Below are 15,620 nucleotides of genomic sequence, written 5' to 3'. Positions count from 1 at the left end.
AGGATAGGTCAAGGACAAGTCAAGGATAGCCGGATAACCCTGCAAATCGGATCGCTAATGGAGCGAGCACGCGGTTATCGCGCGTTAGCGTTAAATTTGCCCTGTCCTTGAAGGAGCGGGCGCGATCGCAGAAAAGAAGCAATGATAGCGAAACGTCGCCCGACTCCTCCGACGCACTGATGTAACTGATATGGACGTTGTCGAACGAACACGGGCGAGATCGACCTCCCTCCCGCGTCGAACCGCCACTGCTCCCGCGGCTCCGGCGTATCCCGGCGCGAAGGGCCGCGACAGGATGGTCCTCAACCTCTTCTTCGAGGAACGAGACGACCGCTGGTTTCCCGGCGACCGTCACCTTCGGCCGCTGCTGCGCCGGTTGCTGCTGGGCAAGTCCTTCATCAGCGGACAGCGGCGCGTTCTGCTCAATCTGTGCGCAGGTCTCGATCGGCTTGGCATTCGCTACCGCGTCAACGATTATCGCTACATTCGGAAGCATCCGGAGGAACTGGCCTGCATCATCGGCCGGCCGTTCGTGCTCGACTGGTTCCAGTGGAAGAATCCGCTGCTGCTTGGCGTCGCCATGTATGACCATCCGATCGACGCACCAGAAACTCTAGAGGATCTCGACGTGAGGCAGGTGCTGTTGCCGTGCGCCTGGTATGCCGACATGTTCCGTCCGCACTGGCCCCATGTCGGTGCCTGGCCCGTCGGCATCGAGACGGATCTCTGGGTCCCGGCGCCGGCCGCGCAGAAGAAGATCGACGTGCTGCTCTACGACAAGGTCCGCTGGGATTACGACCGGTATCAACCGGAGCTGATCGAGCCGATCCGAAAGTTTGTCGAAGCCAGCGGACGCACGGTCGAAACGATCCGCTACGGGCACTACAAGGAAGAGGATTACAAGACCGCGCTGGCGCGCTGCCGCAGCATGATCTTCCTCTGCGAGCACGAGAGCCAGGGCATCGCCTGCCAGCAAGCACTGTCGAGCGGCGTGCCCGTCTTCGCCTGGGATCGCGGCGGACCCTGGCAGGATCCGAAATATTTCCCGGACAAGGTGCGATACGAGGGCAACGTGTCCTCGGTGCCCTATTTCGACGCGCGCTGCGGCATGACCTTCACTGATGCGGGCAGCTTCGCGGCGGGCTGGGGCCGTTTCTGGTCAGAGGTCGAGGCAGGAGGCTTCGCGCCGCGCGATTATGTGCTGGACCACCTGACGCTCGAGAAGGGCGCGCTTCACTATTACGAAATCGCGGAAGCCGCGATGCAGCGGCACGCGTGACCGGGCTCGACCGACGCGAATTCCTGCTCGGCAGTGTCGCAACGCTCGCGGCGGGCGCATCGGCGTCCGCGGTGCCGGCCTCGAAACGCGTCCAACGCCGCCCGGGCTACGGCGCAGCCGCCACGCTCTGGGACCTGCAAGCCGATCCGCGGCTCGGCGAGGCCATCAGCACCTATTGCACGCAGGTGGTGCCGGTGCTCGAGCTGAAATGGCCGATGCTGCGGCCGGACGCCCATACGTTCACCTTCGAGCGCGCCGACGCGATCCTGGATTTCGCGCGCGACAACGATCTGACCATGCGCGGCCACGCACTCGCCTGGTATCACGACATTCCGGACTGGACCAAGCAGATCAAGGGCAGCAAGGGCGTCGAACGCGCCTATCTCGACCACATCGGCACCGTCGTTTCCTACTACAAGGACAAGCTGACGTCGTGGGACGTCGTCAACGAGCCGATCCCGGACAATCCGCGCAGCCCGAAGGACCGGCGCGACACCTTCTGGACGCAACATCTCGGCGATCGCTGGATTCCGCTGGCGTTCCGCACGGCGGCCGCGGCCGACCCCTTCGTTGCGCTCGCGATCAACGAATATGACATCGAATCGGCGAAAGATTCCTTCATCGCCAAGCGGGCGGCCTATCGCACCCTCATCATGGACCTGCTCGATCAGGGCGTTCCGCTCCACGCCGTCGGGCTGCAGGCGCATTTGCACGCCGAACTCGAGATCGACACGCACGGGCTCGCCGAATTCGCCGCCGAGCTGCGTTCCTGGGGGCTCGAGGTTCTCATCACCGAGCTCGACGTCGACGACCAGAAGCTGGCGGGAAGTCCTGCGGAGCGCGACGCCGTGGTCGCCAAGCGCGTCGACGACTTGCTGACGGCCGTTGCCGCGAGCGGCCCGGTGCGGTCGATCCTGACCTGGGGCATCTCGGACCGCTACAGCTGGATCAACGGCACCTTCGCCCGCAAGGACAAGCAGCCGAACCGTCCGCTGCCGCTCGACGGCGAGTTCAAGCCGAAGCCGTTCATGGACGTCATCAGCAAGTTCACGAAGGACGGCTAAAGCGCGATGCGATTAGGATGAATCGTCATCGCGCTTTAGATTATTGTTCGAGCATGATCTTTTCGGAAAACCGCTATGCACTTTTCCGGATCATGCTTTAGAAATCAGCGTGTCTTCGGCGTTTCGAACGCGGCCACATCGCCGATATGATCGGGGGCCAGGCTCGGCGCGCGCCGCTCGCGCGAGGACAGGCGGAACACGTCGCGGATGTCGGCGATCGACGTCGACGAATAGGACTGAATGCAAAGCGCGACCTGCTCGGGCGAGGCCGTGCGCATCATCGCTTCGATGGCCGGGCGGTCGAGCGGCGTGTCGTCCCAGTGCGAGACCGCGATGCTGTCTTCGGTGAGCCGATGTCGCGCCAGGTGTTCCGGCGCATTGGCGACGAAGTTTCCGTAAAGCAGATACTCCGAAAACTTCTTCTTCCGGCACAGCGCCAGCGCCCAGCTCAGGCCGGTCGCCGACTTGATCGCGTCCGTCATCGCACGCGCCGTGTCCCTGTCCCAGACCAGCGCGTTGCCGACATAATCGTCCGCCGGGAACGCGCGCTCCTTGATGCCGAGAAGCTGGTCGACGGTGCGCAGCCACAGGCCGTGCAACGGGTGGTCGGCGGCGATCGCTTTGCGCGTGACGAACAGCGGCGTCGTCTCAGCGCCGGCATATCGGCTGACGTCGAACTCGCGGAAGAACAGATTGTCCGAATCTAGGATGCAGACACGCTGCTCGGGCGCGTTGAGGACGCCGGCGATCTTCAGGATCTGCTGGATGTGCCAGCCGTGCACCGGCGAGGACAGCAGCGACAGCCAGACGCGCCGGCTGCCGAACTGGAGCGCCGGCGGCAGCGCGAACAGCCACTTCGGCAGATAGCGCGAGGCCGGAACGATGACCCGCTTGTCGGACGCGAAGCGCGCGAACAGCGGCACGTCCTCATCGTTAACGAGTACATAATGGCGCGTGTATCCCGACAGCCAGGTGTCGATGCTCTCGCTAAGCAGCGAAAAGCGTTCGATATCCTTGGCGTAGCTGGCAGTCAGCAGGGCAACGGAATGCATGGAGCACGCTCAAATGGCCATCAGACCCGCACTGATAGCGGCAATGCGAGATGCCGGAAACTCACGATCGAAATCAAGGTAAAGCGAAACGAAGTGTTAGCCATCCGACGGCAGCCCCTGCTCCAGCCCGCGAAAGCGGAGCGGCGCCAGGGCTGAGGCGCGCTGCCACCAGTCGGCGACGCGGTCGTCGAGGGCGGTCACGCCGCGGCCCCGGCCGGGAAAGATCCGGATCTGCTGGATCGCCTCTGCCTCGAAACCCCTGGCCCTCCGCGTGATCTTGAGGGCGGCGCCTTCGCGGTCGCGCTGCGTCAGCGGCACCAGAAGACGGCCGCGCGGACGGAGCGACCGCAGCCAGAGCGGGTGCGGATGCGGGAAGCCGGCATGCACGATGATCACGTCGGCGGGCTCGCCCACGTCCTTGCACCCATCGCCGTGGACGACCGTGACGTTGCCATAGCCGCGCAAGTAGTTCGCCGCTCGGGTCGCGAGCCGATCGTCGCATTCGATCGCATGGACGCGGCCCTTCTCGCCGACCATGATCGACAGCACCGCGGAGAAATAGCCGAGGCCGCAGCCGATCTGCACCACACGGTCCGCCCGCTTGACGTCGAGAGTGTCGATCAAATGCGCCCACAGGCTCGGCAGGCCGGTGTCGAGCTTGCGGCGTGCATCGATGGCGACCAGCACGTTGTCGTAGAGATGAACGGGATCGGCGTCGGGCGTCGGGCGGTAGCTGCGCGCTGCCTCGCCTTTGATGCGCCAAGGCCCCCTTGGCAGAAATTTCTCGCGCGGAACGGCGGCGAGCGCGGCGAGCAGACGCTTCGAGGCAATCCGCTCGCGCCTGGCGATCAACTCCACGTAGCGCGCCCGCGCGGCGGCAAGATCGCTCATGTCACAGACCGGCCTGCTCGCGCACCGGCGCGTCCATGCCGAGCTCGTCGACGAGCTGCAACGCCTGCTTCAGGTCCGGCGTGTAAAAGCCCTCGCTGAATTTGCCGACGATCGGCATGAGCAGGAGTCTTGCGTGCTCGCGCTTGCCGGCTTGATGCGACAGGCGCGCGAGGCAGACGGCGGTGCGAAGCTCCCAGGACAGCGCTCCCTGCTTGCGTGCGGTCTCCAGCGAAAGGCCGAACAGGTCCTCCGCCTCCTGTACCGACGCCGGGTCGCCACCCGCCAGCGTGATCTCGCCTTGCATGCGATAGACCTCGGCGAGATAGAAGTGATCGCCGGTCCGCCTTGCGGTCGCAAGCGCACCATCCAGCGCGCGCAAGGCGGCGTCGCGCATCCCGACCTTGGCGTACGTTTCCGCGAGCAGACAGCGGAACCAGCAGCCGGCGAGCCAGGAATCCATCGCCTCGTACTCGTCGAGGCCGAAGCGCATCTGGCCGAGGCCTTCGTCGGCTTCGCCGAGCTGAGCCAGCGCCCAGCCGCGCAGGATCGCCGCCTGCTGCTTCCAGTGCAGGAAATTGTGCTCGGTGGCAATGATCATGGCGCGATTGGCGTAGTCGCGCGTGCCTTCGACGTCGCGCAAATGCTGGCGGAGATAGGCGCCGAACACCAGCGCGAAGGCGAGCGTGAAAGGGTGGCGGATCTTCTCGGCGTTCGCGATCGCCTGCTCGCTGTGCTGGCGCGCCGCGTCGGGCCGACCGAGGAACCACAGGAGGTAACCGAGATAGGACAGCGAAACGACACCGGGATCGATGCCGTGCCGTTCCATCAGGTCGGAGTGCAGATCGGGGCTGAACAGGTTGATGCAGCGGTGCAAATGGTGCTGCGAGGCTGCGAAGCGGCCGCGATAGAGCATGGTCATCGCGATCGCGCGGTGCGCCTCGATCAGATAGCCGGTCTGCTGCGCCGGCTGCGTCCGCTCGTTCAGCCGCTCGCGCTTGGCAAACTTCAACAGCTCGACGCTGAGATCGTGCGCGCGGGTGAGATCGGCGCGGATGAAATGGCACACCCAGAGCCCGCGCGTCGCAGCGAAGACCTTTTCGTCGTCATCGAGCTGACGGCCGAGCTCCAGCGCGCGGATGTAGTTCTCCTCGACCTCCTGCACCGCGTAGCCCTTGGCGGCGATCAGCGCGTTGCCGAGCGCGATGCGCAGCTTGAGCTCCATCTCGTCGGCGCCCTGCATGCGCGCATTGGCCTGCACGACGTTAAGGCCGCGGCGCAGGTGGCCGATCGCCTCCAGATTGGCCCCGGTCTTGGCCGCCTGCTTGCCGGCCTTGAGCCAGAAGCTGGCGGCGCCCTCGCTCTGGCCGGATTCGGTCAAATGATGGGCGAGCAGCTCCGGTTCGCGCTCGGTCCTCTCCGGATACATCTCGGCGAGCACCTGGGCGATCCGCGCATGCAGCTTGCGCCGCTCGCTGTGCAACAGGCTCGCATGCGCGGCGTTCTGGATCATCACGTGCTTGAAGGAGTACAGCGCATCCGGCGGATGGCCGCGGCGCATGATCAGCCCGGCCTCCTGCAGATGACTGAGCGCCGCCTCGATCTGCTCGGCCGGCGTATTGGCGACGGCATGCAGCGTCTCGTAGGAGAACTCGCGGCCGATCGTGGCGCCGATCTGCGCGATGCGCTTGAAGGGTCCCATCCGATCGAGCCGCGCCATCAGCGAGTCGGTCAGGGTGGCCGGGATTGCGAGCTGCCGCCACGGCCCCGACAGCACGTAGCGCCCGTGCCGCTCGGTCAGCAGATTGGATTCCAGAACCGTCTTGGTCAGCTCTTCCAGGAACAGCGGCACGCCGTCGGTCTTGACGATGATCTCCTCGACAACCTCCTTGGGCAGCTCGCGTCCCGCGACGCGCTCGACCAGCGTCGTGCGCAACTGCCGGCTCAAGCGGTTCAGGACCAGGGTGGTGATGTGCGAATGCGCGTTCCAGCTCGCCTGGAATTCCGAGCGCGCGGTGATGATCGCCAGGATCGGCTGGTTCTGCACCCGATCGACCAGGAGGTCGACCACCTCGCGGGAGGTCGGGTCGATCCAATGCAAATCCTCGAACGCGATCACCAGCGGCATCTCGCGCGCAAGGCCGAGGAAATGGTTGACCAGCGCCACGACCGTCGCATCCTTCTGCTGCTGCGGCGACAGCTCGAGCGGCGGATAGCGGTCCCCGGTCGGTATCGACAGCAGCGCGGCAAACAGCGGGGTGACCTGCTCAATGTCGCCATCGGCGGCGGCGATCGCGTTCTCCAGGCTCGCCAGCGACAGCGCGGACGAATCCTCGCGATCGAGACCGAGGGAGAATTTGAGCTGCTCGACGAACGGATGGAACGCGGTGGAGGTGTAATAGGGCGAGCACTGCAGCGAGACCTGTCCATGGCGGTCGCCCGATATCCGCTCGAAGATCTCCTGGATGATGCGCGACTTGCCGATTCCGGGCTCGCCGAACTTGACCACGACCTGGCCGTCGCCGTCCTTGGCCTGCTGCCAGCGCCCCATCAACAGCGCGATCTCCTCCTCGCGGTTGACGAGCGGCGTCAGGCGCGTACCCATCGCCGCAGCGAAACGGGTCTCCAACCGCGAGGCGCGCACCACGTGCCAGGCCTGGGCCTTCTCGGAGATCCCCTTCAAGTCGTGGACTCCGAGATTGCGGTAGTCGAACTTCCCCTTCAGCAGCGCCTGCGTCGAGGCCGAGATCACCACGCCGTTGGGCGGCGCTAGGCCTTGCAGGCGCGCCGCGAGATTGACGGTTTCCCCGACCGCGGAGTCGCGTTCTTCGGTGCCCTGCCCGACGAGGTCGCCGACCACAACGAGGCCGGTCGCGATCCCGATGCGGACGGCGGGTGAATGGCTGAGCGCACCACGCGGCTCGACCGCGCGTGCCGTCGACAGCACCCGCACGATCTCGAGCCCGGCGCGCACCGCGCGCTCGGCATCGTCCTCATGTGCGGTCGGATAGCCGAAATAGACCAGGATACCGTCGCCGACGAAACGGGCGGCAAAGCCCTCGTATTGCTTGACCACCCGGACGCAGGTCTCGCGAAAATCCGCGATCATGTCGCGGACGTCCTCCGGATCGAACTGCGCGGACAGCGAGGTGGAATCCACCATGTCGCAGAACATCGTGGTGAGCTGGCGCCGTTCGGCTCCGACCTCCGCCCGGATTTGCGGACGCGGCGCCTCCGCCGGCGCCTCCGTGGTTTCCGCTTGAAACAGCGCCGCCATCGCCCGCTGCAGCCGCTTGCGATCGCCGAGCGGCAATCCGAGCTCGACCAGATCGGCTTCGGTGAGATCCGCGATGACGTCGAGATCGAGGCGGTGCTGCGCGAAAAGATCGGTGTAGTGCCCGAGGCCGATGCTTTCGAGCCAGTGATTCAGCCCACCTTCCAAACTCGTGCTCGGCTCGTTCTCCAGCATCGTGATTCTGCCCGACCCTTACTCCGTCGAAGGGCTCGAGGGCCCCTCAACCACAGATTTTGGGGTCCAAACTTCACCTCGGACTGGACGCATTCCCCAACTTCTTGGAAGAATAACTTAATCGGTCCAAAAGGGAATGGCGTTGTCGGACATTGCATCCGGAGCGGACGAAGCATCAGCCGGCACCACGGCCGAAACGAAGGTGTTCGCGCATATCAGCGGCCTTCTCGAATTCTACGCCCGCAGGACGCCGGCGGCGCCCGCACTCCTCGCTCCCGGCCGGCCGGCGCTCAGCTATGACGCGCTGGCCGAGTCGATCCGGCAACTGGTGCGTGCCTTGCGTGAACTCGGCATCCGTCCCGCAGACCGCATCGCGGTGGCGCTGCCGCGCGGCGCCGATACTGCCCTGGCGCTGCTAGCAGTCGCATCAGGCTGCGCCTGCGTCCCCGTCAACCCCGATCTGACGGCGGACGAGCTGCAACGCTATTTCAGCGAACTGAAGCTGACCGCGCTCGTGACCCGGGCCGACATGAACTCGGCGAGCCGTGACGCCGCCAGGATGCTCGACATCGCATTGATCGATTTCGTGGCGGGGCCTACCCACGATCTCGGCGGCTGCGCGTTCATTGCTCCGGCGATCGGGCCGGCCAATGCCGCCGGCGCTTCGCGCGGCGACGACGATGCGTTCATCCTGCTGACGTCAGGCACGGCGGCGCGACCGAAAATGGTGCCGCTGACCCATCGCAATGTCTGCCTGTCCGCTTACAATGCCGGCCATGTGCTGTCGCTCACGATGCATGATCGCCTGCTCAACGTCCTGCCGCTGTTTCATGCCCATGGCTTGATCTCCGGCCTGCTCACGGCGCTGGCCGCGGGCTCCAGCGTGATCTGCACCGACGGTTTCGACGCAGCGTCGTTCTTCGGCTGGATGCGGGAGCTGCAACCGACCTGGTACACGGCGGTGCCGACCATTCATCGCGCATTGCTGACGGCGGCGGAAGTAAACCCCGACCGCGCCCGACCATCGTCGCTGCGCGTGATCCGGTCGGCTTCGGCCTCGCTCGCGCCGACGATTCTCGCCGGGCTGGAGACAACGTTCGGCGTTCCCGTGCTCGAAACTTACGGCATGACCGAGGCGGCCTCGCAGATTGCGGCCAATCGGTTCGAGCTGCGCAAGGTCGCGTCGGTCGGTCGCGCCGCCGGCCCGGAGATCGCGATCATGGACGAGACCGGCCGCACGCTCGCAAGCGGGGCGCACGGCGAGATCGTGCTGCGCGGGCCGAACATGAGCCGCGGCTATTATAATGACGAGCCGGCGACGCGGGCCGCATTCCGCAACGGCTGGTTCAGGACCGGCGACCTCGGCTATCTCGATGACGACGGCTATCTCTTCATCGTCGGCCGCATCAAGGACGTCATCAACCGCGGCGGGCAGAAGATATCGCCGCTGGAGGTGGAAGACGTCCTGCTCAGCCATCCGGCGGTGCTGGAAGCCGGCGTGTTCGCGGTCCCGCACCAGAAGCTCGGCGAGAACGTCGCGGCCGTCGTGGTGCTGCGGCCGAACGCCGAGGCGACCTCGGACCAGTTGCGCCAATTCGCGCGAAAGCGGCTTGCGGCCTACAAGATACCGAGCCTGATCCGCAGCGTGGCGGCGCTGCCGAAGGGCGCCAGCGGCAAGGTCAAGCGCAACGCCCTCGCCGGGCTGATTGCAACGGTCGACGCGGACGACGAGACCCGGCTGCCGCGCAATGCGGTCGAGAGCCAGCTCGCCGAGATCTGGGCCGGCCTGTTGGAGCTGCCGCAGGTCGGCGCCGACCAGGACGTCTTCGCGCTCGGCGCGGATTCGCTCGCGGTGACACAGATGCGCTCGCGCCTGCGCGACCGCTTCAATGTCGACTTCTCGTTCGAGGATATCTTCGATTGCCCGACGGTCGCAGCGCTTGCGGCCCGGATCGAGACCGCCGCAAGCCGGCGCGAGACGGCGCTGCCGGGCTGGCGCCGGCTTGCAGGCACGGACGCACCGCTGTCGTTCCAGCAGCAGCGGATGTACGTGCTCTCGCGACTGGACCCGACGCGGTACAATTATAACGTCGTCGAGATCGCCGTCCTCAAGGGCCCGGTCGACGCCGCCGCGCTGTCTGCGAGCCTCGCTGCGATCTCAACGCGCCATGAGGCGCTGCGCTCGGTGTTCGTCGAGCGCCAGGGCGAGCCGATGCAACTCGTGCTGTCATCGACGCCGCGGCTGGAGCGCATCAAGCTCAAGCCATGCCCTGCGGGCAGGCGGCCTGCGGCAATCCGGCGCGAGGCGCTCAGGCTTGCGCAACGTCAGTTCGACCTGGCCCACGCGCCGCCCCTGAAGACGACACTGCTGTCGTTCGACAGGAACAACCATGCGCTGGTGGTCAACGTCCATCACCTCGCCACCGATGGCTGGTCGCAGCGGCTGTTCTGGCAGGAGCTCGCCGTCCATTATGCCGCGACACGCAAGAAGCATTCGGCCGCACTGCCGCCGCCCGCTTTCCAATATCGCGACTTCGCACTCTGGCAGCAAAGCTGGGCGCAGACGCCCGCGGCCAGGGAGCAGCTCGATTATTGGCGGACCCAGCTCGACGGCGTCACCATGCTGCCGCTGAGAACCGACAGGCCGAGACCTGAGATCTGGAGCGGACACGGAGCGCGTCACTACCTTGAATTCTCAAAGTCCCTCTCGTCCGAGCTGCGCGCGTTGAGCCAGAACCAGGGCGTCACGCCGTTCATGACGCTGCTCGCCGCTTTCCAGTGCCTGTTGTTCCGCCACACCTCGCATGAGGACGTCGCCACGGGATCGCTGATCGCCAACCGCAACCAGATCGAGAGCGAACGCCTGATCGGGCTGTTCGCCAATACCCTGGTCCTGCGCAACGATTTCAGCGGCGATCCGAGCTTCGGCGAGATGTTGCGGCGGGTGCGGCAGGTCACGCTGGACGCCTACCGCAACCAGGACCTTCCGATCGAGGAGGTGTTGCGCGCATTGCGGGTGGCGCGCCGCAGCGACGGCAATCCGCTGTTCCGGATCATGTTCATCCTCCAGAACGCCTCGATCGAGGCAGCGCGTTTTCCTGGCCTGTCGACCCGGCGGCTGGAAGTCGATCCCAGGGTGGCGCGGTTCGACATCACGCTCGAACTGGTCGAGGCCGATGGCCGCTTCACCGGCTTCTTCGAATACGCCACCGATCTGTTCGAGGCCGCGACGATCGAAGCCATGGCGGCCCAGTTCAAGGCGCTGCTCAAGGCCGTCATCGCCAATCCGGAACAGCGCATCTCGCGCCTGCCGCTCCTGACCGAGGCCGAACGTCGGCAAGCGCTGGCAAAAGGCCGGGGCATGCCGGCCAATTTCACCACACGCGGCAACTTGAGCGAACGCTTCGAGCGCCAGGCGAGGAAGACGCCGAACGCAGTCGCGGTCTCGGACGGTCGCACGTCCCTGACCTATCGCGAGCTGGCGCGTCGCACTGGGGCGGCCGCGCGCTGGCTTGCCCGTGAGGGCGTCGGCGCCGAGAGCGTGGTTGCCCTGCTCGCGGAGCGCGGGCCCGACCTGCTCGCCGCGATGATCGCGGTGCAGCGCGTCGGCGCGGCCTTCCTCAATCTCGATCCCGACCAGCCGACGGCTAGGCTCTCGACCATCCTCGGATCGAGCTGTGCCCGCGTGCTGCTGACCGGGCGGGCTCAGTCTGCCATGGTCGAGGCCCTGCTCGAACCGCTGGTCGAGCGCATCCCGGTGGCCGAGCTCGACGACGCTCTTGCATCCGGGTCGACAAAGCCGGCCCGCGCCGCACGCCGCGCCGCCTCGAGCCTTGCCTATCTCGTCTATACGTCCGGCTCCTCCGGCGCGCCGAAGGGCGTCATGATCGAGCAGCGCGGCCTGTCGAACCATCTGGCCTCGCTCATCTCCGAACTCGGCCTCTCGCCTAAGGACGTGATCGCGCAGATCGCGCCGCAGAGCTTCGTCATTTCGGTCTGGCAATTCCTCGCCGGTCCCATGGTCGGCGCGCGCGTCCATGTCTGCGGCAGCGCGATCGTGCAGGACCCGATGCTGCTGGCGCGCGAGATCGAGCGCGAGGGCATCACGGTGCTCGAGATCGTGCCCTCGCTGCTGCGCCTCATTCTCGAGCGTAAGGACGAGGCGCCGATCCGGCGCGCCTTCGCGAAGCTGCGGCTGCTGATCTCGACCGGCGAGCCGTTGCCCGTCGAGCTCTGCCGCGCCTGGTTTGCCCGCTGCCCGAGGGTGCCGCTGATCAATGCCTATGGCGCGTCGGAATGCTCCGACGACGTCTCCCTGCATCGCCTTACCAAGGCGCCGGCGATCGCGACGGCCAACGTTCCGGTCGGGGCGCCGCTGCCGAACACGCAGCTCTACGTGCTCGACGCGCAGCTCCAGCCGCAACCGATCGGCGTGACCGGCGAGCTCTGCATCGGCGGCGCCGGAATCGGCCGCGGCTATATCAACGATCCCGCGCAGAGCCGGCAGCGCTTTCTGCCCGATCTGTTCTCGCGCCAGGCCGGCAGCCGGCTCTACCGGACCGGCGATCTGGCCCGGCGCCGCGCCGACGGGACGATCGAATGCCTCGGCCGCGCCGACCATCAGGTCAAGATCCGTGGCTATCGTATCGAGCTCAAGGAGATCGAGAACGCGCTGGCCGAGCATCCAAGCGTGCGCGCCGCCATCGTCGAACCGCGCCGCGAGGCGAGCGGCGACATCAGGCTGATCGCCCATGTCGTCGCCAAGCCCGGCAGCCGGAGCAGCGCCAGCGAGCTGCGCGACTTCCTGAAGAGCCGCCTGCCCGTCCACGCCATCCCCGCCGCCTTCCTGTTCCTGGATCAGGTGCCGCTCAACGCCCATGGCAAGATCGACCGCTCGGCGCTGCTGGCGTCCGTCCTGCCGGAAACGTCCGGCGCGGATGCGGTCGTCCCGGCGCGGCACTTCACCGAAAAGGTGCTCTCTGACATCTGGATCGACCTGCTGAACGTCGAACGCATCGGTGTTACCGACAATTTCTTCGACCTCGGCGGCCATTCGCTGCTGGCCGGCCAGGTGATGGCGCGCATCGCGCGGGCGCTCGGCGTCTCGTTGCCGATCAAGGCCATCTTCGAGGCGCCGACGATCGAGGGGTTGGCGCGGCGGGTCGAACAGACCGTGGCCACGAAGCCGCACGAGCCTGCCGCAAGCCTGCCGCGATCGGCTGCGGGCGGGCCGCCGGCCCCTTCCATCGGACAGGACCAGATGCTGCACATCGAGCGGAATCTGCCGGGGCTGCCGCAGCTCAACCTGCCCTTCGCCTTCCGCCTGCAGGGCCCGCTCGATTCGGCCGCCCTGGCAAAGGCGATCGACGACGTGGTGCGCCGGCACGAATCGCTGCGCACCGCGTTCGCCTGGAACGGCGATGAGCCGGAAAGCCGCATCGCCGCGCCACGCACGCTCGGCCGAATCATGACGGTCGAGACGATCGGCGACGGTCATTCCCACAACAACAAGCGGCGCAAGGCGCTCGAGCTCAGGAAGATCGATCTCCTGATCGAGCAGGAGGCCTATACCCCGATCGACACCACGCGCGCGCCGCTGTTGCGCGCCCGGCTGTTGCGGCTCCACGACGATGACCACGTGCTGCTGCTGACGTTGCATCACGCCGTCGTCGACGGCTGGTCGATCGGCGTGCTGTTCGAGGAATTGTCGAGCCGCTATGCCGCGCTGGCCGGATATCCGTCTGCGCCGCTGCCGAGCCCGCCGCCGGCCTTTTCGGACGTGGCACGCTGGCAGCGCTGGTGGTGCGGCACCGACGCGGCGCGCCGCCAGGCTTCCGACTGGATCCTGAATTTGCGCGGAGCGGGTCCCCTCTTCGACGGCGAATCGAGCCCGGGCGCCTCCACCGGGCATCATCCGGTCTGCCTCGAGCGCGAGCTGATCGCCCGGCTGACGGCGTTTGCGGGCCAGCACAATTGCACGCTGTTCATGTGCTTCCTCACCGGCCTGAAGGCCATGCTGCTGGCCCGGACGGGCCGCACCGACATCGCGGTCGCGACCGCGATGGCCAATCGTGCCCAGCCGGACACCGACCGGATCATCGGCCCGTTCGAGAACACGGTGATCGTCCGCACGACAATCACGCCGGACCTGTCTTTCGCGCAGGCTCTGCTGCGGGTGCGCCAGAGCGTGCTCGAGGCGCATGCGCGGCAGGAGCTGCCGTTCAACGTCCTGGCCGATCGACTGGAGCAGGAGGGGATCGATCCGGCCTCGCTGCTCCAGGTCTATTTCACGCTGCAGAATCCGTTGCGCCGGCCGCTCGATCTCCCGGATCTCGCGACGGAATCGATCGGCAACGTCGCGCGCGAAGGCCAGCCGGTGCTGCCGATCGACCAGACCTGGCTGTCGCTGATGCTCAAGGAGCGCCCGACCGGCATTACCGGCTCCTGCAATTACAAGCGCGATTTGCTCGAGGGCCGAGCGGTCGGCGAATGGATGGAGGACCTCGTCGCCCTGCTGACGGCGGCGATCGCCCAGCCCAACGCACCACTCGGCAGATTGCTCGCGCGCAGGGCCGCTTGATGCCGCGACATCGCGCCAGAATACGGGTTCACGCCCCAAAGCTGTGAATGATCAAGTTGCAGCTTGATTATTTGGCGTCGTCGCGCAAGATTATTCTCGGATTTTGATTTGGGATGATCATTTTCAACCGGGGGAGTGTTATGGGTTTCATCAAATTTACCAAGAAGACCTCGCTCAGCGCGGAGGACCGCAAGGCGCTGCAAGACCTGCTCAATTTCGAGAAGCAAAAACTCCAGCTCGCACTGAAGGATGTCGACGCCAGCCTTAAGGCTCTGCGCGGGTCCAAGAAGAAGAAGAAGTCCAAGAAGAAGTAAACTCGTCGGTCGGGGACGGCCGTACGAATCTTCGCAGAGCGGCCGCTTGCGTGTCGAGTTTGGGGGCTCGCACAAGCTTGCGCCTGTAAACCGGCCTGCAAATCGACAAGAATTCGCCCGGGTGGACCGCTAGGTACGGTCCTCTCGGCTGATTCTTGCGCAGTTGTTTCTTCCGTCGGCACCGAGGGATTTGGCCTCGCCCGACGCCATGGGCCCAATTGATGGCAGACGACAGAATCGAACTCTTTGTCGGACTGATCGAGAGCATTGACGTGCCGGGCGCGGCGGAGGCGTGCCGACGCCTGCTCTCCGTCGACGAGCGGGCCCGGGCCGATCGCTTCGTGTTCGAGCGGCATCGGCGGCAATACATCTTCGCGCATGCGATGTTGCGCCTGGCGCTGTCACAGGTCGCTTCCAACGTCGCGCCCACCGACTGGTCGTTTGGCGCGGGCCGCTATGGCCGGCCGTTCGTCGCAGCACCAGCCACCTCGACCGCGCTGCATTTCAGCCTGTCGCATGCCGACGGCTGCGTCGCCTGCGTGGTGTCGCGGCATGAGGCCGTCGGGGTCGACGTCGAAACCGTGTCGCGGCGCGTCGCGCCGCTGTCCACCGCGCTTCGCTTCTTTGCGCCGGAAGAGGTCGAAGCCTTGCGCGGACTGCCGGAGGCCGCGGCGATCGAGCGCTTTTTCGATTATTGGACGCTCAAGGAGGCCTATCTGAAGGCCAGGGGCTTCGGGCTCAATCTGCCGCTCGACGCCTTCGCCATGCAGGTGTCACGCGAGGCCATCGAGATCAGCTTCAAGCCCGACATCGTCGACGATCCGGACGCCTGGCGCTTCTCGCTGTGCTCGCCATCGCCCGCGCATCGCCTCGCGATCGCCGACGGCTCCCGCACCGACGGCGGCCTTCCCATCAGCCGCCATGCCTGGCCCCTCCGCGAAGCGGCTGAGTGAGGCGGGCAAGCGGAGAGGCGA

The 15,620-nt window shown here is 66.1% G+C and carries 8 protein-coding genes; 5 read left to right on the top strand and 3 right to left on the bottom strand.

Annotated features, from left to right (window positions below; genetic code table 11):
• Positions 1 to 190 precede the first annotated feature (190 nt).
• Both I6F37_RS29820 and I6F37_RS29815 read left to right on the top strand, forming a co-directional pair.
• On the top strand, positions 191 to 1,279 hold the full coding sequence (locus I6F37_RS29820; protein ID WP_225151642.1) for a glycosyltransferase family 1 protein: 1,089 nt from the start codon (positions 191 to 193) through the stop codon (positions 1,277 to 1,279).
• On the top strand, positions 1,276 to 2,343 hold the full coding sequence (locus I6F37_RS29815) for an endo-1,4-beta-xylanase (protein ID WP_225153494.1): 1,068 nt from the start codon (positions 1,276 to 1,278) through the stop codon (positions 2,341 to 2,343). Before I6F37_RS29820 ends, I6F37_RS29815 begins: the two co-directional genes overlap by 4 nt.
• 104 nt (positions 2,344 to 2,447) lie before the next feature.
• Here the strand turns inward: I6F37_RS29815 and I6F37_RS29810 are convergent, their stop codons facing one another.
• The 3 genes from I6F37_RS29810 to I6F37_RS29800 all read right to left on the bottom strand — a co-directional run bounded on the left by I6F37_RS29810 (position 2,448) and on the right by I6F37_RS29800 (position 7,752).
• Positions 2,448 to 3,395, bottom strand: a complete 948-nt coding sequence (locus I6F37_RS29810; RefSeq protein ID WP_036026769.1) for a DUF6492 family protein — start codon at positions 3,393 to 3,395, stop codon at positions 2,448 to 2,450.
• 96 nt (positions 3,396 to 3,491) lie between these two features.
• Entirely contained in the window at positions 3,492 to 4,286 is a 795-nt protein-coding gene (locus I6F37_RS29805) for a protein-L-isoaspartate O-methyltransferase (RefSeq protein WP_036011751.1), read from the bottom strand.
• A 1-nt stretch (position 4,287) separates the two neighbouring features.
• The gene (locus I6F37_RS29800; RefSeq protein ID WP_036026770.1) at positions 4,288 to 7,752 is read right to left on the bottom strand and encodes an AAA family ATPase; all 3,465 of its coding nucleotides are present in this window, start codon (positions 7,750 to 7,752) and stop codon (positions 4,288 to 4,290) included.
• Between the two features lie 136 nt (positions 7,753 to 7,888).
• Here I6F37_RS29800 and I6F37_RS29795 point away from each other — a divergent pair, with 136 nt between their 5' ends.
• The 3 genes from I6F37_RS29795 (at position 7,889) to I6F37_RS29785 (ending at position 15,599) form a co-directional block, all read left to right on the top strand.
• Positions 7,889 to 14,332, top strand: coding sequence for a non-ribosomal peptide synthetase (locus tag I6F37_RS29795; protein ID WP_225153492.1), 6,444 nt, complete (start codon positions 7,889 to 7,891; stop codon positions 14,330 to 14,332).
• A gap of 140 nt (positions 14,333 to 14,472) precedes the next feature.
• Positions 14,473 to 14,646 carry a hypothetical protein gene (locus I6F37_RS29790; RefSeq protein WP_197424348.1) on the top strand — a complete coding sequence of 58 codons (174 nt, stop codon included), beginning with the start codon at positions 14,473 to 14,475 and terminating at the stop codon, positions 14,644 to 14,646.
• A 221-nt stretch (positions 14,647 to 14,867) separates the two neighbouring features.
• Positions 14,868 to 15,599, top strand: coding sequence for a 4'-phosphopantetheinyl transferase superfamily protein (locus I6F37_RS29785; RefSeq protein WP_225151652.1), 732 nt, complete (start codon positions 14,868 to 14,870; stop codon positions 15,597 to 15,599).
• The last annotated feature ends 21 nt before the right edge of the window (positions 15,600 to 15,620 follow it).

Source organism: Bradyrhizobium sp. NBAIM08 (assembly GCF_020193935.1).
Lineage (GTDB): Bacteria > Pseudomonadota > Alphaproteobacteria > Rhizobiales > Xanthobacteraceae > Bradyrhizobium > Bradyrhizobium yuanmingense.
Note: the sequence above shows the minus strand (reverse complement) of the source record. Positions and strands in the feature narration are given on the sequence as shown.

Excerpts from the sequence above, each read along its gene's own strand:
- I6F37_RS29820 (WP_225151642.1), top strand. The coding sequence starts at position 191 with ATGGACGTTGTCGAACGAACACGGGCGAGATCGACCTCCCTCCCGCGT.
- I6F37_RS29810 (WP_036026769.1), bottom strand. The coding sequence starts at position 3,395 with ATGCATTCCGTTGCCCTGCTGACTGCCAGCTACGCCAAGGATATCGAA.
- I6F37_RS29805 (WP_036011751.1), bottom strand. The coding sequence starts at position 4,286 with ATGAGCGATCTTGCCGCCGCGCGGGCGCGCTACGTGGAGTTGATCGCC.
- I6F37_RS29800 (WP_036026770.1), bottom strand. The coding sequence starts at position 7,752 with ATGCTGGAGAACGAGCCGAGCACGAGTTTGGAAGGTGGGCTGAATCAC.
- I6F37_RS29795 (WP_225153492.1), top strand. The coding sequence starts at position 7,889 with ATGGCGTTGTCGGACATTGCATCCGGAGCGGACGAAGCATCAGCCGGC.
- I6F37_RS29790 (WP_197424348.1), top strand. The coding sequence starts at position 14,473 with ATGGGTTTCATCAAATTTACCAAGAAGACCTCGCTCAGCGCGGAGGAC.
- I6F37_RS29785 (WP_225151652.1), top strand. The coding sequence starts at position 14,868 with ATGGCAGACGACAGAATCGAACTCTTTGTCGGACTGATCGAGAGCATT.